The organism is Xanthomonas sp. JAI131, assembly GCF_013410075.1.
Lineage (GTDB): Bacteria > Pseudomonadota > Gammaproteobacteria > Xanthomonadales > Xanthomonadaceae > Xanthomonas_A > Xanthomonas_A bonasiae.
Genome location: NZ_JACCCN010000003.1, coordinates 770,852 through 792,531, shown reverse-complemented (window position 1 = coordinate 792,531; position 21,680 = coordinate 770,852). Strand labels below are relative to the sequence as shown.

The window sequence follows — 21,680 nt, the reverse complement described above, 5'->3', positions numbered from 1 at the left end:
CCGTCCGGCAACCGGTTCAAGGAAGACACCAAGGACGCGTCCGGCACGCTCAAGCACACGCTGTCGCGGATCTACAACAAGCTCGGCCAGCTGGCCACCCAGGCCACCGCCGAGGCCGATCCCACCGACTTCAGCTACGACCTCAACGGCAACGTGCAGCTGGTCACCGACGCACTCAAGCGGAAGACGCAGACCGACTACGACGCGCTGGACCGGGTCAAGCAGACCCTGCAGGACGTCGGCGGCATCGCCGCGAAGACCCAATTCGACTACGACGCCATGGACCGCACCACCAAGGTCACCGATCCCAAGGGCCTGACCACGAGCTACCAATACAACGGCCTGGGCGACCTGCTCAAGCTGACCAGCCCCGACACCGGCGTGACCAGCTACACCTACAACAGCGCCGGCAACCTGGCGACCCAGACCGACGCGCGCGGCACCAAGACCAACTACGTCTTCGACGTGCTCGGCCGCCTGGCCAAGGCGACCTACGCGGACAAGGCGCTGATCGCCACCTACACCTACGATGCGAGCCAGACCGTTTGTCCGGCCGGCGAAACCTTCGCGCTGGGGCGTCTGAGCAAGCTGCAGGACGGCAGCGGGTTGACCCAGTATTGCTACGACCGCTTCGGACGCGTGGTGCGCAAGGTGCAGACCACCAACGGCAAGGAGCTCACCGTGCGCTACGCCTACACCAAGGGTGGCCGCCTGAGCCGGGTGACCTATCCGGATGGCGCGGTGGTGGACTATGTGCGCAATGCGCTGGGCCAGGCGACGGAAGTTGGCGTCACCGCAGCCGGCGGCACCCGGCAGAAGCTACTCGGCGGCGCCACCTACTACCCGTTCGGCCCCAGCGCCGGCTGGTCCTACGGCAACGGCCGGCCGTTGCAGCGCGTGCTCGACCAGGACTACCGCCCGCTGGCGATCCAGGACAGCCGCAGAGACGGCCTCAACGTCGGCTTCGGCTTCGACCCGGTCGGCAACCTCACCGCGCTGACCGCGCCGGGCAACACCGCTCCGGTCGTGAGCCTGGGCTACGACAACCTGGACCGCTTGACCGCGTTCAAGGACGGCCCGACCGGCACCGTGATCGACGGCTACAGCTACGACGCCACCGGCAACCGACTCAGCGCCCAGGTCAACGGCGCCACCCAGGCCTACACCTATCCGACCGACAGCCACCGCCTGGCAAGCGTGGCCGGCGCCATGCGCAGCTACGACGCCGCGGGCAACACCACGGCCATCGACGGCACCGCACGTGAGTTCGCCTACGACGCGACGGGCCGCATGAGCCAGGCCAAGCGCAGCGGCACGCTGGCAATGGAGTATCGCTACAACGACCGCGGCGAACAGGTGCGCCGCTTCCTGGGCACGACCAACACCTACACGCTCTACGACGAAGCCGGGCACTGGCTGGGTGACTACGACGATGCGGGTAAGTCGCTCCAGCAGGCCATTTGGCTCGACGACCTACCGGTGGGCGTGCTGGCCGGCACCTCGTTGAACTACATCCAGCCAGACCACCTCGGCGCACCGCGGACAGTCATCGACCCGGTGCGCGACGTGGCAATCTGGAAGTGGGACATCAAGGGCGAAGCCTTCGGCAACACGCCCCCGGACCAAGACGCGGATCGCGATGGCACGGCGTTCGTGTTCGGGATGCGCTTCCCGGGTCAGCGCTACGACGGTGCAACGGGGCTTAACCAGAATTACTATCGAGACTATGATGCTTCAAACGGACGCTATTTCCAAAGTGATCTGATTGGGCTTGCCGGTGGGGTGGCAACCTATGGTTACGTAGACGGGAGCCCAATTTCGCGGATCGATCCTGCCGGTCTAGACTCAGTCGTAACCTACCAAAATCTAGGAATAACAAACTATTATGATGACAATGGCGATGTCATCAAATCATGGGAATCGCTGAGTGATGTTGCGGGTAATGCCCTGCCCGGTGCGTCTGGTGCCTATCAATCCACTGACGTATACCCTACAAGTGGCCCCTATAAGATGAACGCAAGAGCATATGGGCCCAACGACATATTGAGGACCGATGACCCGCGGGGGCGGTGGATTCATGGCGGCGGGTCTAGACTAAAAGATCCTCTGGCTCCCAGGCAGGGATGGGCTCCCGCGGTGGGCTGCACGCGTATGCAAAACGAAGACATTCAGGAGCTGGTGGATATGGTTCGCGATGCGAAGGCCCGTAATCCGCTCAAGCCATTTTCGTATCAGCGACTGAATTACGAAAGACCCGTGATTATCCCATTATTCTAAGAAGGTTGCATTTCAGCCATGAATAAATATAAGCTCACCATAATGGCTTTTAGTATGCTTATAGTCGCTTTCAAGCTGGGGGCAGAGCAACGAGGGCCGGATTATGTATCCAAGGTTTTTCATGACGGCGGTTATGTTCCCAGTGTTTACAAGGAATCTGATTTAATTAATCGCTATGGTAAAGGCAGTCAAGTTGTGGATAGTGCTGGTCTAATTCGAAGGAAGTATCGAGATCCTTCCACGGGGTTGGAGGTGATAATCACCTCCAACCCGGACATCGCGGAAAAATTCAGGACTGTTGATGAGATTCGCATTTCATCGATAGTAGCAGGTAAAAGTGCAACTGAAACAGTCGAAAGTTTAGCGGGAGTGAAGCTGAAAGGCGTGGCGATTGGCGACTCGCTTTCGAAGGCAAGTAAAGCGGCTCGTGAATATGGAACGCTCGATACATCGAAAGAAAAAATCGGTGGATCTCACGTGGAACGTATTTGCGGATTTTCTGAAGGTGGTTCAAGCATTTGTTTCTTTGCAAAGAGCGAGAAAGTAGTAGCTATGTCAGTCGGATTTGGTCCCTGATCAGCTCTTGGCAGTCGAGGTAATGCAGCTTCGGACGCATGGTGCGCAAGGTGCAGACCACCAACGGCAAGGCGCTGACCGTGCGCTATGCCTACACCTAGGGCGGGCGCCTGAGCCGGGTGACCTATCCGGATGGCGCGGTGGTGGACTATGTGCGCAATGCGCTGGGCCAGGCGACGGAAGTTGGCGTCACCGCAGCCGGCGGCACCCGGCAGAAGCTACTCGGCGGCGCCACCTACTACCCGTTCGGCCCCAGCGCCGGCTGGTCCTACGGCAACGGCCGGCCGTTGCAGCGCGTGCTCGACCAGGACTACCGCCCGCTGGCGATCCAGGACAGCCGCAGAGACGGCCTCAACATCGGCTTCGCCTTCGACCCGGTCGGCAACCTCACCGCGCTGAGCGCGCCGGGCAACACCGCTCCGGTCGTGAGCCTGGGCTATGACAACCTGGACCGCTTGACCGCGTTCAAGGACGGCCCGACCGGCACCGTGATCGACGGCTACAGCTACGACGCCACCGGCAACCGACTCAGCGCCCAGGTCAATGGCAGCACCCAGACCTACAGCTACCCGACCGACAGCCACCGCCCGGCGAGCGTAGCTGGCGCTGCACGCAGCTACGACGCCGCCGGCAACACCACGGCCATCGACGGGACGGCGCGCGAGTTCGCCTACGATGCGACGGGACGTATGAGCCAGGCCAAGCGCAGTGGCACGCTGGCAATGGAGTATCGCTACAACGACCGCGGTGAGCAGGTGCGCCGCTTCCTTGGCACGACCAACACCTACACGGTCTACGACGAAGCCGGCCACTGGCTGGGCGACTACGACGGCAACGGCAAGGCGCTCCAGCAAGTCATCTGGCTGGACGACCTGCCGGTCGGTGTGCTGGCCGGCACCGCGTTGAACTACGTGCAGCTGGACCACCTCGGCGCGCCACGCACGGTCATCGACCCGGCGCGCAACGTGGCGATCTGGACCTGGGACATCAAGGGCGAAGCGTTCGGCAACACGCCGCCGGACCAGGACGCGGATCGCGATGGCACGGCGTTCGTGTTCGGCATGCGCTTCCCGGGGCAGCGTTACGATGGTGCGACAGGGCTTAACCAGAACTATTTCCGGGACTACGATACGGGCAGTGGGCGGTATGTGCAGAGCGATCCGATTGGATTGCATGGAAATATCTCTTCATATCTGTATTCGAGCGGATACCCTCTGCACTCCGTGGACCCATTAGGACTGCGCACGGAGGTTGTCTACTGGTATGGCGTCGGCGTCGGCGAATCGCAGTTCGGACACATCTCCACTAACATCAATGGGCGCAACTTCTCATGGGGGCCGCCCGGTCAGTGGGATAGTAAGTATCCACGCGCGTCGGACTACAATGCTCTTCAAAGGAACTTCCGCGATGGGAATGGTGTCATCCTAAATCTGACACCTTTCCAGGAAAGCCAGCTTTCTGCTTGAATGAGCGGAACTGGTGGGAAATACAGCATTACGTCAAATAATTGCGGGACATCGGTACAGGATTGTTTGAAAAAGGTTGGTGTTCAATTCGAAAAAGCATTGCGACCCAAAGCGATCTTTGACAGCCTCAGTCGCTCGCCATCAGCTGCTGGAAGCACTTTTTATCCGGGTCTGCCTAGAGATGGCGAACCTCTTGATAATCCTTTCTTGTGGGGTTTTTGATGAAGAAATTTATTGGGGTCTTGTTGGTGTTGGTAGTGGCGATTGCTGCTATTGCAGGCCTTGCAGCTCGGCGGTTTGTGCTGTTGGCGAAAAGCGATGTGGCTGTAGATAGCTACCCCGTTCCTGGGCCGGCCCCAATAGCTAAAATGCGAGCAGGTGAGCGCGCTAAGGTTTTAAGCTGCGATGACTTGAAGTCTTATCAAGCTTTGCATGTGCGCTTGAAAAATGGCATTGAGGGGTATGTCATTGACGGAAGCTACGAATTGATTCCCGTATCGATATGGGACAGCTCTAGTGGGAGTTCCGTAGTTTTCTTCTGCCCAAAGTATTGAAGCCAGAGCATTGGTTGCAATGCATGTCAATCTGCGATACATGGGTGAATGGAAAATGAAATCACTTGCGAGATGTTTAATGGTGCTGATCGGCTTCCTAGTCTTCGCTCCTGCGAACGCTGCCAGTTCCTGTGATACCCGGGATTTGGTCGTCGTGGGGCTTGATGTGGTTAAAGGGAAGCAGGTGATGAAAGTCAATGACGTTGTGCCCAAGTCGGGAGCTGCGTTCGATGAATTTTTCAGTGCCTGTGCGCGCAAGACAGTAGTCTTGGCCAACCCCGACACCAAAATTTCTCAGCTGCTAAACATACGGTTCTTTCTAGGTAAGATTGGATTGACAGCCGACAAGGACAATTTCTTTGTTTTCTTCGCAGTCCCTGGTGGAAGAACCATGATCTACATGGAAACCTTTGCGACGATCAAGTACACCAATGACAAAGAAGAGCTCCTGAAGATCACGGAAAATCCACCTCAGGAGAGCAATTGGTTATAGCCATGCCTGAATATCGCTAGCTACTACCCGTTCGGCCCCAACGCTGGTCCTACGGCAGTGGCCGGTCGTTGCGGCGCGCGGCTGAAAAGGAACCTAGTCGCCAGTGCGGTCTGCTTGCGTCTGGCTTACCTGTTGGGGATGCAAGGGCGTCGGCAGGCATGGCGTTGCAGGGCCTGAGCGGTGTCGAACGCGTCGCGGCCGGTGAGCGGGCGGCTTCGCTCTACCAGGCATTCGCAAAGAGTCGGACGCCTTCGCCCAGGCCGCTATAGTGATGCCCGCATCATGAGCAACGTCAGGACATCAGCATGACCCATCGCATCGCCACCCTCGAGGCGCTCGAAGCGCTGTACGGCCAGCCCGCCGAGCGCTCGCTGCGCAAGGAAATCGATCATCTGAACGCCGACTACCAGGCGTTCGTGCGCGCCTCGCCGTTCGTGGTGCTGGCGTCGGCCGGGGACGACGGGCTGGACTGCTCGCCCAAGGGCGACTCGGCCGGCTTCGTGCAGATCCTGGATGCGCGCACGTTGGCGGTGCCGGACCGCCCGGGCAACAACCGCATCGACAACCTGCGCAATCTGCTGCACGACCCGCGCATGTCGCTGCTGTTCCTCGTGCCCGGCGTCGGCGAGAGCCTGCGGGTGAACGGGCGTGCCGAGATCAGCGTCGATCCTGCCTTGCTGGCACGCTTCGAGATCCGCGGCAGGCAGCCGCGCAGCGTGATCGTGGTGCATATCGACGCCGCGTATTTCCACTGTTCCAAGGCGATCGTACGCTCCGCCCTGTGGGATCCGACACGGCACGTGCCGCGCGAGCAGTTGCCCAGCGCCGGCACCATGCACGCGCACCTGACGGACGGCGATTTCGATGCCGCCGCCTACGATCTCGAATTGCCAAAGCGCACGCAGGACATGCTGTACTAGCGCGCCAGCCGCGCCAGCCGCGCCAGCCGCGCCAGCCACCTTCGCGTCGGACAACCGGACCACAAAGGGGATCGATGCAAGGACGCGACACGATATTTGCGGGATGGGGCGAGCTACTGGCCGTCGTTGCGATCGCACTCGGACTGCCCATCTACTGGAGCTTCTCGGCCGTGCTGGCGCCCACGGGCGAGCCGTCGTTTTCCGAGGCGAGCCTGTGGGGCATGGTCCTCTACGAACTGCTGGTCCTGGCCTTGCTCGTCCCGGTGCTGTGGTTCCGCGGATGGACGCCGCAGGTCTTGGGGCTGCATTGGCGGGGGCGCGATATCCGACCGGCGATCGGCTTGCTGATCGCGTGCATCGTGGCCTGCTATCCCCTGAACTGGCTGGGCGCGGGCATGGCCGAGGCGGTGAATCCTTCGATGGATGCCATGGTGGCCGGGAAGCTGTCGCTGACGGCGGTGGTGGCCGTTTCGCTGCTCAATCCGATCTTCGAGGAAGTGTTCGTCTGCGCCTACGTGATTCGCGTGCTGCAGCGCAGCCACAGCCCGGCATTCGCGGTGAACGTCAGCGTCGCGATCCGCGCCTCGTACCACCTGTACCAGGGACCCATCGGCGCGATCTCGCTGGTCGTCGTGGGGCTGATACTCGGCTGGTGGTTCGCGCGGACCGGCCGGCTGTGGCCCGCGATCATCGCGCACGGCCTGATGGACCTGCTCGCGCTGATGGCCTATGCATAACGTGTCCGATTGCATGAAAGACATGGCGCTCAATGCGCCGCGCCGAAGCATTCTTCCGATCGCGTAGCAGACAGCGTGCTGGGAGATCGCTACTTGCAGAGATTCCCCGGCGGGGAATCGGTCTGGGCCATTCAGTCCGCCGCCGGCATCACGATGAACCTCCCTGCCGCCGGAAGCTTGCGGTCGTCGATCCAGTCCGCGGTCACGTCGAACAGGTGCGCGGAATAGGTCTTCGCCACGCCGTCGGCGGTCTTGATCGACTCGATCAGGCCATGATCCGCGTTCGGGAACACCACCACGGCCAGGTCCGCCCGGCGTTGCTGGAGCTGCCGAAGAATGGCTTGGGTGGCGGCATTCGGGGCCTGGCGGTCGCTCCCGCCCAGCAGCCACAGTTGGCGGGGCTTGATCGCTTCGATCACCGGTTGCGGCTCGTAGTCGAAGCTCAGCCCCTGCGCGAGGGCGGGTCCGTTGGCCTGGAGTTCGGCGCTCGAAAATTTCAGGAACAGGCCGGTGTACGAGCGGGGCTGGATGGCGGCCAGCCACGGCGCGTCGGCATGGCTGGACTTGAAGGCGTCCAGCTCGGCAAAGCCGTCGCGCATGTCGGAACGCACGATCCGTTCGGTGATGGCGGTCAGTTTCCTGGCTTCGGCCAGCGCGGTCTCGTCGAACCCAGCGCGCTGCAGCTGTTGCTCCACCAGCTCGCGGTCTTGCGCGATCGGCCCTTCCGCCATCGCGAAGGCGGCCACGACGAAATCCACTGGCACCAGCGTGGCGGTCAGCGGCGCGACCCATCCGCCCTGGCTGCCGCCGATCACGCCGATCCGGCGCACGCCCGGCGCAAGCCGCCGGGCTTCCTTGACCGCGGCCGCCGTGTCGCGTGCACGCGCCTGGAAATCGGAGGAGAGGGCGCCGGCGGACGCGCCGGTGCCGCGCTTGTCGTAGACGAAGACGGCGATGCCCCTGCGCGCAAGTTCGTATTGCCAGACGCTATCGTCGGTGCTGGGATCGTTGTTCGAACCTTCGACCCATACGGCCGCCGCCGTCGCGCGGCCAGTGGCGGGCAGCACGAGCTTGCCGTGCAGCGCGATGCCGTCGCTGCTGAAGGTGGTTTCCTTCTCGACCAGGCGCAGGCGGGTGCCGGTCTCGGTGGCCTCGCCCCGGGTCAGTTGCAGCGTACCGGCCTGGCAGGGGGCGAAACGGATGTACACGGCTTCTGCGCCGTATCCGCCGCTGGCGTCCACCCGCAAGCGGCCGAACCGGCCGTTCGACAGGGTGTAGTGGAGTTCGCGCTGCTTCCCGCCGTCGCCGGTGATGGTCACCGACTGCCCCTCGGGCAGCGCATACGCTCCCAACAGGCAGCGCAGGTCGGGGTCCAGGCGGGTTTGCGGGACGGCATCCAGTGGCGCGGCCGCGGAAAGCGCGGCAGCGACGAGCGTCGCAGTCAGGAACGCCAGCATGGTCAGCCCTTGTCGTGTCGAAGCCGCACACTCGCAGCTTCGGGTGCTGCCGACAACGTGCCTAAGGTAGGGGGGACGGTTGGGCGCCTCTCGCATCGGCGATGGGGACGATGCAACGCGACCGCGCCCGTTGCGCTGCATCGCATCGTTCGGCATCCATCATCTGGCTGCGCCGCGTGCGCCACCACAAGGTAGACGCCGGTGATGGACAGCATCGCCACGATCAGGCCGCTCAGGGCGACCAGCAGTCGCCGCGGTATGCCGAGGAGGTGATCGGAGTGCAGCGAGAATTGCGACTGCACGAATGCATCGCCTGCCGTGCCCCGGCCCATCGGATTCGGTGCCACGACGCGGCCATCGGATGCGGCGACGTATAGCCAGGACGGCCCCATGCCCTCGAGCGGATGGCCGTCGCGGTTGGCGTCGGTGAACGCGACGCCGTACAGGTCCAGCGGCGTAGAGCACGTAGTGGGCGACCGGCGCGGGGAAGACGTCCTTGGCATGGGCGGTCGCACACTCCACCGCCGCGGCGCAGCCCAGGTGGCGATCGCCGCACGCTGTTGCCTTCAGGGATAGCGGCAGCCGCAGCTCCCGCACCCGTTCAACACCGCGCCTGCCGCCCCGCCGCGTAGCGCACGCCTGCACGCAGCTGCGCGAGGAAATGCGGATCGGCATACACCGCCGCGTCGTGACCCAGGCCGGTGTACCAGGCACGGCCGCCGTCGAAGGCGTGGCACCAGGCGATCGGGTGATCCGCGCCCATGGTGCCGCCTGTGTAGAGACGTTCGTCCACGGTGGCGATGACCTGCACCTGCGCGCGCGGGTTGCTGCGGTAGTTGTAGATCTCGTCGTGGATCGGCCAGGGCGTGCCGTCGGCGCGACCGTCGCGTTCGGGCTGCACTTGGGTGGATTGCAGCCCGGGCGGGTGGCCCTGGAACCAGGCACCGACCAGGCGCCCGTACCACGGCCAGGCGTAGCCGGTGTCGGCCGCCGAATGCACGCCGACGAAGCCGCCGCCGTTGCGCACGAAGCTTTCGAATGCCTGTTGCTGCGCGGGGTCGAGGATCTCGCCGGTGGTGCTGGCGAACACCACCACGCGGTAGCGGGCCAGGTTGTCGGCGGTGAAGGCGTTCGCGTCTTCGCTATGGTCCGCGGCCAGGCCTTCCTCGCTGGCCAGCTGGCGCAGCGTCGCCACCGCGGTGGGAATCGAGTCGTGGCGGAAGCCGGCGGTCTTGCTGAAGATCAGCATGCGCTCCGGCGCCGGGGCGGTTGCGGCGACGCCGGCCAGCATGGCAGCGAGCGAGAAGGCGAGTGGCGTCATGGGGGGATTCTGCCTCGGATGCTGGCTGGCGGGTAGCGCAATTGCGGTTTGGACGTCGCCGCGGACCTGCTGGCACCGCGCATGGCGCACCCAGGTGCGCGGAGCCGGCGTCGCCGCTGTCCATGCAGCACCGGGGCCGCGGCTGCGGAAGATGTCTGCCGCACTGGTCGACGGCCCGCGAGATGGGGGAAAATTGCACTCCCTTGCCGAATTTGGAACCGCCATGTCAGGACGATGGAGTTGGAGTTTGCTGCTGGGGTGCGGTGCGGCGTTCGCTGCCGCCGCGGCTGCGCCAGCGCCCGGCGAGTACGGCACCAAGGACGGCTGGGGCAGCCTGCAGATCAGCGGGCAGGGTGACGTGCGCCAGTTCACGATCGACGCGATGGGCGCCAACGGCCACAGCTGCGGGCTGTCGGGCACGCTGCGCGGCGAGATCGCCGAGGTCACCGAGGGCAGCGACACGCCGTGCCGCGTGTCGTTCAAGCGCACGCCCGGCGGGTTCGAGGTGAAGGCGCTGACCGAGGAGAGCTGCCGCGACTATTGCGGCGCGCGCGCCGGCTTCGAGGGCGAGTACCTGGCGTTGCCGGAGGGCTGCACTGCGGCGGCGAGCACGCGGCGGCGCGCGGCGTATCTGGCCGACTATCGCGGCAAGCGCTATGCGGCCGCGCTCGCGGGGATGGACGCGTTCGGCAAGGAGTGCGGCACGTTCTTCAATTGGCTGGAGCGCGACCGCTTCGCCAACGACCGCGCCATCGCCCTGCTGCGCCTGGGCCGTCCGAAGGAGTGCCTGGCCGCGCTGGACACCACCATCGCCGGCGCCAGCCGCGACGAGGACTCCTTGCAGGAGGAATTGGACAAGAACGGCAGCATGCTGCCGCCGACTGATTGGGACAGCTATCTGCCGATCGCCAAGTCCACCTGGTTCAACCGCAAGCTGTGCGAGGCGGCGAAGCCGTAACGGCGCGCGTCGGCGCGGCTACAGCCGTGCCGAACGCAGCACTGCGTGTTTCGGCGCGGATGCTGTCGGGGCGGAAGCCTCTCCCACAGTTCACCCGGCGGCCTAACCACAAGTCCCTGTGGGAGCGACTTCAGTCGCGACGAGCGAAGCCGTGGGTGTTCCGGCTGCGGATACCGTCGGGGCTGAAGCCCCTCCTACAGTGCATCCGGCGGGCTAGCCGCAAGCTCCTGTAGGAGCGGCTTCAGCCGCGACGAGCGCAGCGGTGGATGCTCCAGCTTCGGATACTGTCGGGGCTGAAGCCCCTCCCACAGTGCATCCGGCGTGCTAGCTGCAAGCTCCTGTAGGAGCGACTTCAGCCGCGACGAGCGCAGCGGTGGATGCTCCGGCTTCGGATACTGTCGGGGCTGAAGCCCCTCCTGCAGGGAGCGGTATCCCGGGGAAATCCTGCATCCCGCGCAGAGCCGCCATCAACCGCCTGCGCGCGGAATCTCCAGCGGCGACCGCGCGCGGTCCACTGCCAGGATCGAGGCGTCGTCCGGATCGTGCAGCACATGCACGCGGGTGCCGGCGATGCAGAACTGCGGCAACAGGGCTTCGTCGATCAGCGTGCGCAGCGTAGCCATGGACACGCCGCCCGTGCCGTCGAAAACGTCCAGCGTCAACTCGACCGCATGCACGGTCTGGCCCTGGCTGCCGCCGCGCGACAGCCCGTGCTCGGAGCGCTTGAGCGCGCGGATCTCGGCCTCGGCAGGGACGCCGCTGTGCTTCAGGCGTTGCCAGGTCTTCTCTTCGGCGGAGTAGAGGCCATTTTCGCGGGTGGCGACGATCACCACCGAGACGCCCAACAGCAGAACGGCGCTCATCACCACGGCGAACACGGTCCACAGCAGGATTTCGATGGCGACCGTCCTTGGCGGCGCCGGCCGCCAGCCCTGGACGCAGGCTAGGAAATCGCGATGTCATCTGCGTGACATGCGGCCGCGTGGCTGCGCCGCTCGCGCCGGGCGCCGCGTCGTGATGTAGTCCGGTTGGGGTGCACGACAATGCGGGCGTCGCGGCGCCGCATGCGCTGAACAGGCTTGGAGGACGCGAAGATGAGGAGGCTGTTGGTAGTACTGCTGGGCCTGGTGCCGTTCGCCGGATCGGCCTGCAGTTGCGTCATGTACGCCAGCGTCGAGGACGCGCAGGCGCAAGCACCCGTCGCGGTGGAGGCGGAGATGCTGTCGCTGCGGCGCGAGCAGTCGCTCGCGGCCTCGGCTCCTGCAGGCATGGTCGAGGTGGTGCGCTGGAAGGTGACGCGTTCCATGCGTGGGCCCCTGGCGCCCGCGCAGACGTTCGAAACCCGGACCGCGCTGTCGCCCGCGATGTGCGGCACGCAAGTGGCCGACCCACTGAGCGCCAGCAACACGAACGGACGCGTGCGCAAACGCTGGGTGCTGTTCTTCAACTACGCCCAAGCCAGCGGCGCTCCCTATTTCATCGCCACCTGTTCGCGCAGCCAGCCCATCGAGTCCTAGAGGCCGCGACAGACGCGACGCATGCCGCCTTGCGCCATGCTGTGCGGCGGGGCAGGCGTAGGCCTATCGCGACTCGTCGTGCGGCTGTGCGGCCAGCGCCGACGCCACGATGGCATGCACCTGCTGCGCCAGCGCCTTGCGGTCGGTGCCGGGCGCGATCGCGAGCGGGGCGTGGAAGGTCACCCTGACCGCGGCGCCGGACGCGCGCAGGAAGCGCAGGACGTGGGCGCCGGCCTGCATGCTGCCGTAGAACGCGTAGGCGTCGCGCTCGCCGCCGTGCGCCAGGCGGCGGCCATCGACGGACAGGATGTCGATAGTGAACGGTTGCAGCGTCCATGGCCGGGCGTTGGCGTCGCCGCCGAGGAACAGTGAGAACAGGCTGGACTTGAACGGGGCGACGCGCTCGCCGGACGAGGTGGTGCCTTCGGCGAACAGCACCACGTCGTGGTCGGGGCGGATCTGCGCGGCGACGGCCGCGGCCACGTTGGCCGCGTCGATCCGCCGGCGGCTGATGAACAGGGTCTGCGCCAGCGCGCCGAGCCGGCGCATGCCCGGCCAGCGCTCCATGTCGTTCTTGGCGATGAAGCGCGCGTGCAGCAGGCTGCCCAGCACCACGATGTCGAAGTGCGAGATGTGGTTGCCGACGAACAGCGTGCCGCCGCCGCGGCGCGGCGTACCCACCACCTCGACGCGGATGCCCATCGCCTTGCGCAGGCAGGCGAACCACAGCCGCGGCAGCACGAAGGCGCCGCGTCCGCGGGTGACGCGCATCAGCAGCCATTGCAGCGGCAGCAGCGGCACGCTGATCAGGACGAGTGCGGCGAGCTTGGCGGCCACGCGCAGCGCAGCGAGGGCAGTGCCCGCGACAGGGCGGGGCGGGGCGGCGTGGTTCATGGGGGGCGGATGGGCGGCGGGAGGCAGGCGTGTGCGCAGAAAGACGAGCGCCGGCTTCGGCGCGCCGCCGATGGTAGCCGAGGCGGTGGCGTCCGGCACCTGCCGGCCCGCGTGCGCGCGGCGAACGCGCCGGCGGTCGTCGCACCCGGACATCGGGTGTTCGCGGACGGGCGGCGCAGGCGTTTCTTCTCGTAGTCCGGTGCGCGGCCTGCGTGCGGTCCGCATCGGCGGCACTCCTTCCATCCGTTCCCAAGGAGTCCTACATGTATCCCTCGATCAGATTCACGCTGCTGGCCGCTCTCGCCCTGTCGGCTGGCAGGCGCAGGCGCAGAAGAGCGCAAGCTGCGGCACGCTGCCCACCCATGTGCGCGAGGCCGTTCGCGACCTGAACTATTGCATCACCACGCCCAGTCCGATCGCCGCCTGCGGCGCGGGCGCCGTCGACGTGCAGGTGTTCGGCAACAACGAGCGACGCCTGCCCCAGGCCGGCCGCGGCCAGACCTATTGCGAGGGCAAGGCACGGCGCGATCCCGGCGGCCCGGCCGGCACCTGTCGGCTGGTGTTCCTGGTCACCGACGGCGCCAAAAAGTCGGTCGTCGACAAGCGCTATCACTCGGCCGATCACTACGTCACCTTCTGCACGATCTCCTGAGCGACGGCCTGCCGCCACGCTGTCTGGCGCGGCCTCGGCGGCCAGCGATGCAACTGCGCGCGCCGATGTCTTTTTGCGCAGGCACCCATGCGCATCCGCAAGCGGCGCTTGCGCTGGCCGCGCGGCGTGCTCGTCCCGGCGGCGACGCTCGGATAGACTGCGCGGACTTGACGACGCGCAAGCCGTGTTCCTGCCAGCCCCAGTCGTGAGAATCCGCACAGGCCGCCTGCCTGTGTCTCACTTCATTCAGGGGTTTTCCATGTCCGCTTTCCCTCTTCGTGCCGCTGCCGTGCGCTTGAGCGCGCTGTCCGTCGGCTTGTCCATCGCGGTGTCGGCCGCGGCGCAGGCGGCTGCCGCCGACGATCCGACCACGCTGGACGCGATCAACGTCAACGCCGAACGCGCGGGCTCCTACACGGTCGAACAGACCGCGGCGGCGACGCGCCTGGCCCTGACCCCGCAGCAGACGCCGCAGTCGGTCAGCATCGTCACCGCGCAGCGGATCGAGGACCAGCACCTGACCTCGGTACGCGACGTGCTCGACAACGTCACCGGCGTGTCCTCCAACGCCTACGACACCGAGCGCGTGCTGTTCTATGCGCGCGGCTTCCTGGTCGAGAACATGGCCTACGACGGCGTGCCGGTCGCGCCGGGGATCAACTCCGGGTCCGCCGATGCCAGCCTGGATACGGCCATCTACGAACGCATCGAGGTACTGCGCGGGGCCAGCGGCCTGCTCACCGGCGCCGGCAGCCCGTCGGCGACGATCAACTTCGTGCGCAAGCGCGCCGACAGCCGCACGCTGCAGGCCGACGCAGCGCTGAGCGCCGGGTCGTGGAACACCCTGCGCGGTACCGCCGATGTCGCCGCGCCGCTGGCGGCAGACGGCAGCGTGCGCGGCCGGGTGGTCGGCGCCTACGAGCAGGGCGATTCCTACCTGGACCGCTACAGCAAGAAGAAGACCGTGCTGTACGGCGTGGTCGATGCCGACCTCGGCGCGGCCACCACGCTGAGCGTGGGGTACGACTACCAGAAGAACCGGCCCAAGGGCGTGACCTGGGGCACCTACCCGGTGTTCTACGACGACGGCAGTTTCCTGGAGTGGCCGCGCGGCTTCAGCAGCGCCGCGGACTGGACCTACTGGAACACCACCACCGCCACCGCCTTCGCCGATCTCAAGCACCAATTCGGCAATGGCTGGCAGCTGCGGGCGCTGGCCAGCCACCGCGCCACCGACGGCGACATGGCGCTGTTCTACGTCTATGGATTTCCCAACCGCAGCACCGGCGAAACGCTGGAACCCTACGCCTACCGCAGCCGCGACCGCGGCCGCCAGAACATGCTCGACGTGTACGCGTCCGGGCCGTTCCAGGCCTGGGGGCGCGAACACGAACTGGTGCTGGGCCTGAGCGGTTCGCGCTACACCAAGCGGTCGTGGGTCAACGCCACCGAGACGCCGGCGCCGATCGGCGATTTCCTGCAGTGGAACGGCGACTATCCGTATCCGCAGTTCGCGGCCGACGCCGACAAGGTCACCGATATCCGCACCGACCAGCAGGGCGCGTATGCCGCCGCGCGCCTGTCGCTGGCCGAACCGCTGACGCTGGTCGTCGGCGCCCGCTACAGCCGCTGGAAGAACGATACCGACGACCTGTACAGCGGCGTGTTCCGCCACGACCACCGCAAGACCGTGCCCTACGCCGGACTGATCTACGCGATCACCCCGGTGTATTCGGCGTTCGTCAGCTATACCGAGATCTTCGACCCGCAGGACAACCGTCGCAGCGACGGCAGCTTCCTCGATCCGGTGCTCGGCAGCAGCCGCGAGATCGGCCTCAAGGGCCGCCATCTCGACGGTCGCCTCAACACCGCGCTGGTGCTGTTCGACACCCGCCAGGACAACGTGGCCGAAGCCGACGTCGGCAAGACCCTGCCCGACGGCCTGACCCAGGCCTACGTGGCGGTGGACGGCACGCGCTCGCGCGGCTTCGAACTGGAAGCGTCGGGCGACCTGAGCGAAGACTGGAGCGCGTCGTTCGGCTGGTCGCATTTCGAACTGGAAGGCCCGGACGGCGCCGACCTGCGCACCGCGTTGCCGCGCACGCTGGTGCGCCTGTTCACCACGTACCGGTTGCCGGGTACCTGGAACCGGCTCAGCGTGGGCGGCGGCGCCAACTGGCAGTCCGCCAGCCATGCCGCGGTGGATGGCCCCAACGGTCCGCAGCGCGTGGACCAGGCCTCGGTGACCTTGCTCAGCGCGATGGCGCGCTATGCCTTCAGTGCGCAGGCGTCGCTGCAGCTCAACGCGAACAACCTGCTGGATCGCAGGTATTTCGTGCTGGACGAGTACAGCAACCTGTACTACGCCGCCGGACGCAATGCGACGTTGAGTTTCAGCTACAGGTTCTGAGCCGCCCCGCGCTGCGCCGTCGTCGCAGCGCGGCATGAAGCGGCATGCGCGGTCGGCATGCGCTGTCGCGGCGCAGCGCCCGTCGCATGCCGACCGCTTGCGCGCCTATTTTTTCAGTTCCAGCACCGGCACGAAGCCGCCGTAGATCATGCGCTTGCCGTCGAACGGCATCGGATTGACCGCCGGATCCATGCGCGGGTCTTCCATCATCTTCTTCATGCCGGCATCGCGGGTCGCCTTGTCCGGCCACTCGATCCACGAGAACACCACCGTTTCGTCGTCCTTGGCGTCCACCGCGCGGAAGAAGTCGGTCTGCTGGCCGCGCGACACATCGTCGCCCCAGCATTCGAGCACGCGCAGCGCGCCGAATTCGATGAAGACCGAATCGATGCGGGCATGTTCGAGGAACTTCTCCTTGTTGGCCGTGGGCACGGCCAGCACGAAACCATCGACGTACGACATGGGAACCTCCGGGTGCGGCGCGCCGGGATGGGCGCCTTGTTGCATACGACGTGCGAGAAGGCGGGAAATCGACAAGCGATTGCCGAGTGGGAGATCTTGTCCGTCATGGCCCTGTGGCCATGTGAAGCCGTGCGATGCGCGAGGCGATGAATGCGCCTGCCTGGCGTGGCGTGGCGTTGGCGCACGGCGCGCGCGAGGCAACTGGGCGCGGGCGCGCCGCTGCCGGTTCGCTAGCTCATTGGGTCGCATGGACGGAGCGCACCTGCGATTGCATCAAGGCGGGAGCGCGCCGGCGGCGCGCCTGGCGCAGTGGCGTCCTTCCATCGAACGCGCGAAGCCGTGCGGACCGGCCACGCACGCTGCGACGATGGACGCGGTTCGCCGGTATGCGCAGGCGTCGCCCGGGTGGCGGGCGGCCGCGATGCGCGGATGGCGGACCGGGCTGGAACTGCGATGGGGGCGCTTGGGCCGCGATGCATGCCACGCCAGCGATCGATGCGGTCAGGGGATTCCGATCCGCAGGACGCCCTCTGTGGGAGCGAGTTCAGTCGCGACGGGCGTTACCGGGAAAGCGCGTCGCGACTGAAGTCGCTCCTACATGGACATTGCCGCTGGGTGCGCTGCAGAAGGGACGCTGGGCGGTCTCGGGCCATCGGCTCCGACGCGTCGCCGGGGCGGTGCTTGCGCTGCTTCGTCGGTCGCGGTTGAAACCGCTCCTGCTGCGAGCGAAAGGCCGACGGAAACGCGCCGATCCGCACCCGGGCCGCCATCTCCGCGCAGGGCGGCACGTCAGTCCCCGCTGGCGCCATTCGGGCATGCAGCGGTCAGCTTCAGCGTGTAGGACTGCAGGTCCCAGCGGTGCTGCGGGCTATCGTCCGGCACGTAGTGCCACGACTGCAGGTAACCCTGCGCGCACGATGCGATGGCAATGCTGTCGCCGGGCGTGCCGGTCGCAGGCAAGGGCAGCGGCCGCGGCACCGCGCGGGTGGCGGCAGGCATGCTCACGCTGTAGCCCAGGCTCACCGCGCTGAGCTGGTCGGGATCGCCCAGGCGCTTGCCGTCGATCGTCGAGGGATGCTGCACAAGCCACGCGCGGATCTGGCGCCACTCCGGCGTGTCCTTCGCATAGACGGTCTTGGTCACGATCCGCAGCGGATCCTGCTGCGCGCTCGCGCTGCCGGCGAGTGCGGCCAGCGCCAGCACGGCGAGGCTTGCCAGCCGTTTCGGCCGCTGGCCAACGCCTGCCGCCTGATTGGTGCCGTTGTTCGACTGCATGCGTCCGCTCCTTGCCGATGGCCGTCGGGCCGAAAATACCACCGGCGTGGACGGGCGGCACGCGGTCTGCGCGGCGCCGGCTGCGGCAGGCGCCCATTGTCTACGCGGCATGCGGCAGGACAGCCGCCGCATGCCGCGCCGCTTGCTCACTTGCCGGCGGCAAGCGAGGCCTGCAACGCAGTGGCCAGCGCGGCGTCGCCGTTGACCAGGTCGCTCCAGCGCAACGCCAGGCCCTTGCGTCGGCCTTTCTCGGCGAGTTTCAGGCCGTCCGGGTCCACGGTCAGCGTATACGGCCTGCCGTCGATCTCCAGTTCGCGGCGCAGCGGTTTGTCGAGTGGGGTCATGGGCGCCTGCCGGTTTTCACGATGCGCCGAGCGTAGCTGGGCCAAGGTGATGGCCGGTTCTGCAACGGCGCATGCGATGAAGACGCTCAAGATCGCCACCTACAACGTCAACGGCATCCGCAGCCGCCTGCCGCAGCTGTTGCAATGGCTGCAGCGCGAGGCGCCGGACATCGTCGGGCTGCAGGAACTCAAGAGCGTGGATGCGGGCTTCCCGATCGCCGAACTCCACGCTGCCGGCTATGGCGCGTTGTGGATGGGGCAGTCGGCCTGGAACGGGGTGGCGGTGCTGGCCAAGGGCAGCGATCCGGTGGAGAGCCGGCGCGGCCTGCCGGGCGATCCGCGCGATACCCAGAGCCGCTACCTGGAGGCGATGGCGCATGGCGTGCTGGTCGGCTGCCTGTACCTGCCCAACGGCAATCCGCGCCCGGGACCGAAGTTCGACTACAAGCTGGACTGGTTCGCGCGGCTGCAGCGGCATGCGCAGCAGTTGGTCGCACTGCCGCATCCGGTGGCGCTGATCGGCGACTTCAACGTGGTGCCGACCGACGCGGACATCTACAACCCGGCGTCGTGGCGCCGCGATGCGCTGTTGCAGCCGGAAAGCCGCCAGGCCTACGCCGACCTGCTTGCGCAGGGCTGGACCGACAGCCTGCGCAAGGTGCACGGCGAGCGCCGGATCTACACGTTCTGGGACTACTTCCGCCAGCACTGGCAGCGCGATGCCGGCTTGCGCATCGATCACCTGCTGCTGAACCCGCCGCTGGCCGCGCGCCTGCACGACGCCGGCGTGGACCGGTGGGTGCGCGACCTGGCGCATGCCAGCGATCACGCGCCGACCTGGATCGCGCTGAAGACCGGCGCGCCGCGCGGCGGCGTCGCCGCTTCGACCGACAAGGCAGCCGGCTCGGCGAAAACCGGCGGGCCTGCGAAGACCGCGAAGGCGACGAAGCCGGCCAAGCCAACGCAGCCGGCGAAAGTCGGGAAAATCGCCAAGCCGCTCGCGCCGACGAAAGCGACCAAAGTGCACAAAGTGCACAAAGCGACCAAAGCGACCGGGGCGACCGGGGCGACCGGGGCGGCCGGGGCGGCCAAAGCCGTGCAGTTGCCCAAAGCCAGCAAAACGGTCGAGCGGGCCGGGCAGGCCAGACCAGCGAAACCAGCCAAAGCCCCCAATGCAGGCACGCCAGCCAAGGCAGCCAGGCCGGCGGAGCCGGGCAAGCGAGCGAACCCAACCAAGCGAGCAAATCCAACCAAGCGAGCAAGGCCGGCCCGAACGCCCTGACCGGCATTGCATGTGCGTGCGCAAATCGGCCCGGCATGGCGGGCGCGGTGCAGGGCTGCCTATACTCGAGGGCCGCTGCCGCCTGCCGTGCGGTACGCCGCGCTTGCCAGGTTGTCCCGGGTTTCTTTCGCCACCTGCCGGAGTCGCCGCCATGAGCCTGCTCGTCGTCGCGCTGTTGATCGGGATCGTCGCTGGCCTGCGCGCGATGACCGCGCCGGCCGTGGTCAGCTGGGCCGCCAGCCTGGGCGTGCTGCCATTGATCGGCACGCCGCTGGCGTTCCTGGGTTGGCGCTTCACGCCGTGGATCGTCTCGCTGCTGGCCATCGGCGAACTCGTCACCGATCAATTGCCGGGCACGCCCAGCCGCAAGGTGCCGCTGCAGTTCGGCACGCGCATCGTGACGGGCGGCCTGTGCGGCGCGGCGGTGGGCATGGGCGGCGGGTTGTGGGTGGCGGCGATGGTCGCCGGTGCGCTCGGCGCGGCGCTGGGCACCTATGGCGGTGCCGCGGCGCGTGCGGCGATGGCGCAGCGTTTCGGCCGCGATCTTCCCGCCGCGCTGCTCGAAGACGCGGCGGCGATCGGCCTGGGCGTGCTGGCGATGGCGCTGCTGCGATGAGCCGTCCCTTCGACGCGATCGTGGTCGGCGCCGGCCAGGCCGGACCGTCGCTGGCCGGGCGGCTGGTCGCGGCCGGCATGCAGGTGGCGCTGGTCGAGCGGCAGCTGCTCGGCGGCACCTGCGTCAACACCGGCTGCATGCCGACCAAGACCCTGGTGGCCAGCGCGCGCGTGGCGCACCTGGCGCGGCGCGCCGCCGACTACGGCGTGCAGGTGCAGGGAGAGGTCGGCATCGACATCGCGCGGGTGATGGCGCGCGCGCATGCGGTGACGCACAGCGCGCGCGACAACCTGGAGCAGTGGCTCGGCGGCATGCCCGGGCTCACCGTGTTGCGCGGCCATGCCCGCTTCGAGGCGCCGCAGCGGCTGCGCGTGGGCGAGGAGTGCATCAGCGCGCCGAAGATCTTCCTCAACGTCGGCGGACGTGCGCATGTGCCGGCGCTGCCGGGCGTGGAACGGATCGACTACCTGACCAATACCTCGATCCTGCAGCTGCAGGACGTACCGCGGCACCTGGCGGTGATCGGCGGCAGCTACATCGGCCTGGAATTCGCGCAGATCTTCCGCCGCCTCGGCGCGCAGGTGACAGTCGTCGAGCAGCAGCCGCGCCTGATCGCGCGCGAGGACGATGACGTCTCCGAATGCATCCGCACGGTGCTGGAAGGCGAGGGCGTGACGGTGCGGACCGGCGCGCAGTGCATCGCGTTCGCGCCGCATGCGCAGGGCGTGGCGGTGCAGGTGGATTGCCACGAAGGTGCGCCGCAAGTGATCGCCAGCCATGTGCTGCTGGCGATGGGGCGGCAACCCAATACCGACGATCTGGGTCTGCAGCACGCCGGCATCGCCACCGACGCACGCGGCTACATCGTCGTCGACGAGCAACTGGCGACCAATGCCGCAGGCGTGTGGGCGCTGGGCGACTGCAACGGCCGCGGCGCGTTCACCCACACCGCCTACAACGACTACGAGATCGTCGCCGCCAACCTGCTCGACGGCGGCCAGCGCCGGGTGTCGCAGCGCGTGCCCGGCTATGCGCTGTACACCGATCCGCCGCTGGGCCGGGTCGGCATGACCGAGGCGCAGGCGCGCGCCAGCGGCCGTCCGCTGCTGTTCGCCAAGCGGCCGATGACCCAGGTCGGGCGCGCGCGCGAGAACGGCGAGACCGCCGGCTTCATGAAGCTGGTGGCCGATGCGCAGACCCACCGCATCCTCGGCGCGGCGATTCTCGGCATCAACGGCGACGAAGCCATCCATGGCGTGCTCGACCTGATCAACGCCGGGCAGCCGTTCGAGACGCTGCAATGGGCGGTGCCGATCCACCCGACCGTGTCCGAACTGTGGCCGACCGTGGTTGGCGCGCTGCAGGCCGAGGCGGCCAGCGCGTAGCGCACGCGCCCGCCATCAAACCTGTAGGAGCGGCTTCAGCCGCGACCGGGCGTTACCGGTAACGCCCGGTCGCGGCTGAAGCCG

The 21,680-nt window shown here is 66.8% G+C and carries 19 protein-coding genes and 2 pseudogenes; 14 read left to right on the top strand and 7 right to left on the bottom strand.

The features are described from left to right. From HDC36_RS16545 to HDC36_RS16515, 7 genes and pseudogenes are all read left to right on the top strand, one after another. Positions 1–2,277: RHS repeat-associated core domain-containing protein (locus tag HDC36_RS16545; protein ID WP_304951834.1), on the top strand; the 2,277-nt coding region annotated here is incomplete at its 5' end. 18 nt (positions 2,278–2,295) lie between these two features. Next, on the top strand, positions 2,296–2,853 hold the full coding sequence (locus HDC36_RS16540; protein WP_179569381.1) for a hypothetical protein: 558 nt from the start codon (positions 2,296–2,298) through the stop codon (positions 2,851–2,853). A 29-nt stretch (positions 2,854–2,882) separates the two neighbouring features. Beyond that, positions 2,883–4,319, top strand: a pseudogene (locus tag HDC36_RS16535) (RHS repeat-associated core domain-containing protein); the annotation flags it as partial. A 221-nt stretch (positions 4,320–4,540) separates the two neighbouring features. After that, positions 4,541–4,873: a hypothetical protein gene (locus tag HDC36_RS16530; RefSeq protein ID WP_179569379.1), complete on the top strand. Its 333-nt coding sequence runs from the start codon at positions 4,541–4,543 to the stop codon at positions 4,871–4,873. A gap of 19 nt (positions 4,874–4,892) precedes the next feature. Further along, positions 4,893–5,366: a hypothetical protein gene (locus HDC36_RS16525; protein ID WP_179569377.1), complete on the top strand. Its 474-nt coding sequence runs from the start codon at positions 4,893–4,895 to the stop codon at positions 5,364–5,366. Positions 5,367–5,671: 305 nt separating this feature from the next. Further along, positions 5,672–6,286 (top strand): pyridoxamine 5'-phosphate oxidase family protein, encoded by a 615-nt coding sequence (locus HDC36_RS16520; RefSeq protein WP_179569375.1) that lies wholly within the window; start codon positions 5,672–5,674, stop codon positions 6,284–6,286. A 74-nt stretch (positions 6,287–6,360) separates the two neighbouring features. Further along, positions 6,361–7,023, top strand: coding sequence for a type II CAAX endopeptidase family protein (locus HDC36_RS16515; RefSeq protein ID WP_179569373.1), 663 nt, complete (start codon positions 6,361–6,363; stop codon positions 7,021–7,023). 131 nt (positions 7,024–7,154) lie between these two features. Here HDC36_RS16515 and HDC36_RS16510 read toward each other — a convergent pair whose 3' ends face one another. Continuing rightward, on the bottom strand, positions 7,155–8,480 hold the full coding sequence (locus tag HDC36_RS16510) for an alpha/beta fold hydrolase (RefSeq protein ID WP_179569371.1): 1,326 nt from the start codon (positions 8,478–8,480) through the stop codon (positions 7,155–7,157). A 601-nt stretch (positions 8,481–9,081) separates the two neighbouring features. Then, positions 9,082–9,801 carry a ThuA domain-containing protein gene (locus tag HDC36_RS16500; protein ID WP_179569367.1) on the bottom strand — a complete coding sequence of 240 codons (720 nt, stop codon included), beginning with the start codon at positions 9,799–9,801 and terminating at the stop codon, positions 9,082–9,084. A 223-nt stretch (positions 9,802–10,024) separates the two neighbouring features. Here HDC36_RS16500 and HDC36_RS16495 point away from each other — a divergent pair, with 223 nt between their 5' ends. Continuing rightward, entirely contained in the window at positions 10,025–10,759 is a 735-nt protein-coding gene (locus HDC36_RS16495; protein ID WP_179569365.1) for a hypothetical protein, read from the top strand. Positions 10,760–11,226: 467 nt separating this feature from the next. Here HDC36_RS16495 and HDC36_RS16490 read toward each other — a convergent pair whose 3' ends face one another. Then, complete coding sequence (locus tag HDC36_RS16490) at positions 11,227–11,622, bottom strand: hypothetical protein (protein WP_179569363.1); 396 nt, start codon at positions 11,620–11,622, stop codon at positions 11,227–11,229. Positions 11,623–11,865: 243 nt separating this feature from the next. On the opposite strand from HDC36_RS16490, the gene HDC36_RS16485 reads away from it, so the two are divergent. Beyond that, a complete protein-coding gene (locus HDC36_RS16485; protein WP_179569361.1) occupies positions 11,866–12,276 on the top strand; it encodes a hypothetical protein in 411 nt (136 codons plus the stop codon). A 63-nt stretch (positions 12,277–12,339) separates the two neighbouring features. Here HDC36_RS16485 and HDC36_RS16480 read toward each other — a convergent pair whose 3' ends face one another. Next, entirely contained in the window at positions 12,340–13,170 is an 831-nt protein-coding gene (locus tag HDC36_RS16480; protein WP_179569359.1) for a lysophospholipid acyltransferase family protein, read from the bottom strand. Between the two features lie 31 nt (positions 13,171–13,201). On the opposite strand from HDC36_RS16480, the gene HDC36_RS16475 reads away from it, so the two are divergent. Both HDC36_RS16475 and HDC36_RS16470 read left to right on the top strand, forming a co-directional pair. Then, positions 13,202–13,822: a ribonuclease domain-containing protein gene (locus HDC36_RS16475; RefSeq protein WP_343204355.1), complete on the top strand. Its 621-nt coding sequence runs from the start codon at positions 13,202–13,204 to the stop codon at positions 13,820–13,822. A 259-nt stretch (positions 13,823–14,081) separates the two neighbouring features. Beyond that, positions 14,082–16,232 (top strand): TonB-dependent siderophore receptor, encoded by a 2,151-nt coding sequence (locus tag HDC36_RS16470; RefSeq protein WP_179569357.1) that lies wholly within the window; start codon positions 14,082–14,084, stop codon positions 16,230–16,232. A 105-nt stretch (positions 16,233–16,337) separates the two neighbouring features. Here the strand turns inward: HDC36_RS16470 and HDC36_RS16465 are convergent, their stop codons facing one another. From HDC36_RS16465 to HDC36_RS16455, 3 genes are all read right to left on the bottom strand, one after another. Next, positions 16,338–16,694, bottom strand: coding sequence for a DUF1428 domain-containing protein (locus HDC36_RS16465; RefSeq protein ID WP_179569355.1), 357 nt, complete (start codon positions 16,692–16,694; stop codon positions 16,338–16,340). A 789-nt stretch (positions 16,695–17,483) separates the two neighbouring features. Further along, on the bottom strand, positions 17,484–17,969 hold the full coding sequence (locus HDC36_RS16460) for a hypothetical protein (protein ID WP_179569353.1): 486 nt from the start codon (positions 17,967–17,969) through the stop codon (positions 17,484–17,486). A gap of 146 nt (positions 17,970–18,115) precedes the next feature. Beyond that, positions 18,116–18,313 (bottom strand): hypothetical protein, encoded by a 198-nt coding sequence (locus HDC36_RS16455; RefSeq protein WP_179569351.1) that lies wholly within the window; start codon positions 18,311–18,313, stop codon positions 18,116–18,118. A gap of 76 nt (positions 18,314–18,389) precedes the next feature. Between HDC36_RS16455 and HDC36_RS16450 the strand changes: the two are divergent. The 3 genes and pseudogenes from HDC36_RS16450 to HDC36_RS16440 form a co-directional block, all read left to right on the top strand. Then, positions 18,390–19,421 (top strand): annotated as a pseudogene (locus tag HDC36_RS16450) (exodeoxyribonuclease III); the annotation flags it as partial. A gap of 325 nt (positions 19,422–19,746) precedes the next feature. Further along, positions 19,747–20,211, top strand: a complete 465-nt coding sequence (locus HDC36_RS16445; protein ID WP_179569349.1) for a DUF4126 domain-containing protein — start codon at positions 19,747–19,749, stop codon at positions 20,209–20,211. Continuing rightward, positions 20,208–21,596 carry an FAD-containing oxidoreductase gene (locus HDC36_RS16440; RefSeq protein WP_179569347.1) on the top strand — a complete coding sequence of 463 codons (1,389 nt, stop codon included), beginning with the start codon at positions 20,208–20,210 and terminating at the stop codon, positions 21,594–21,596. The genes HDC36_RS16445 and HDC36_RS16440 overlap by 4 nt, the downstream gene beginning before the upstream one ends. The last annotated feature ends 84 nt before the right edge of the window (positions 21,597–21,680 follow it).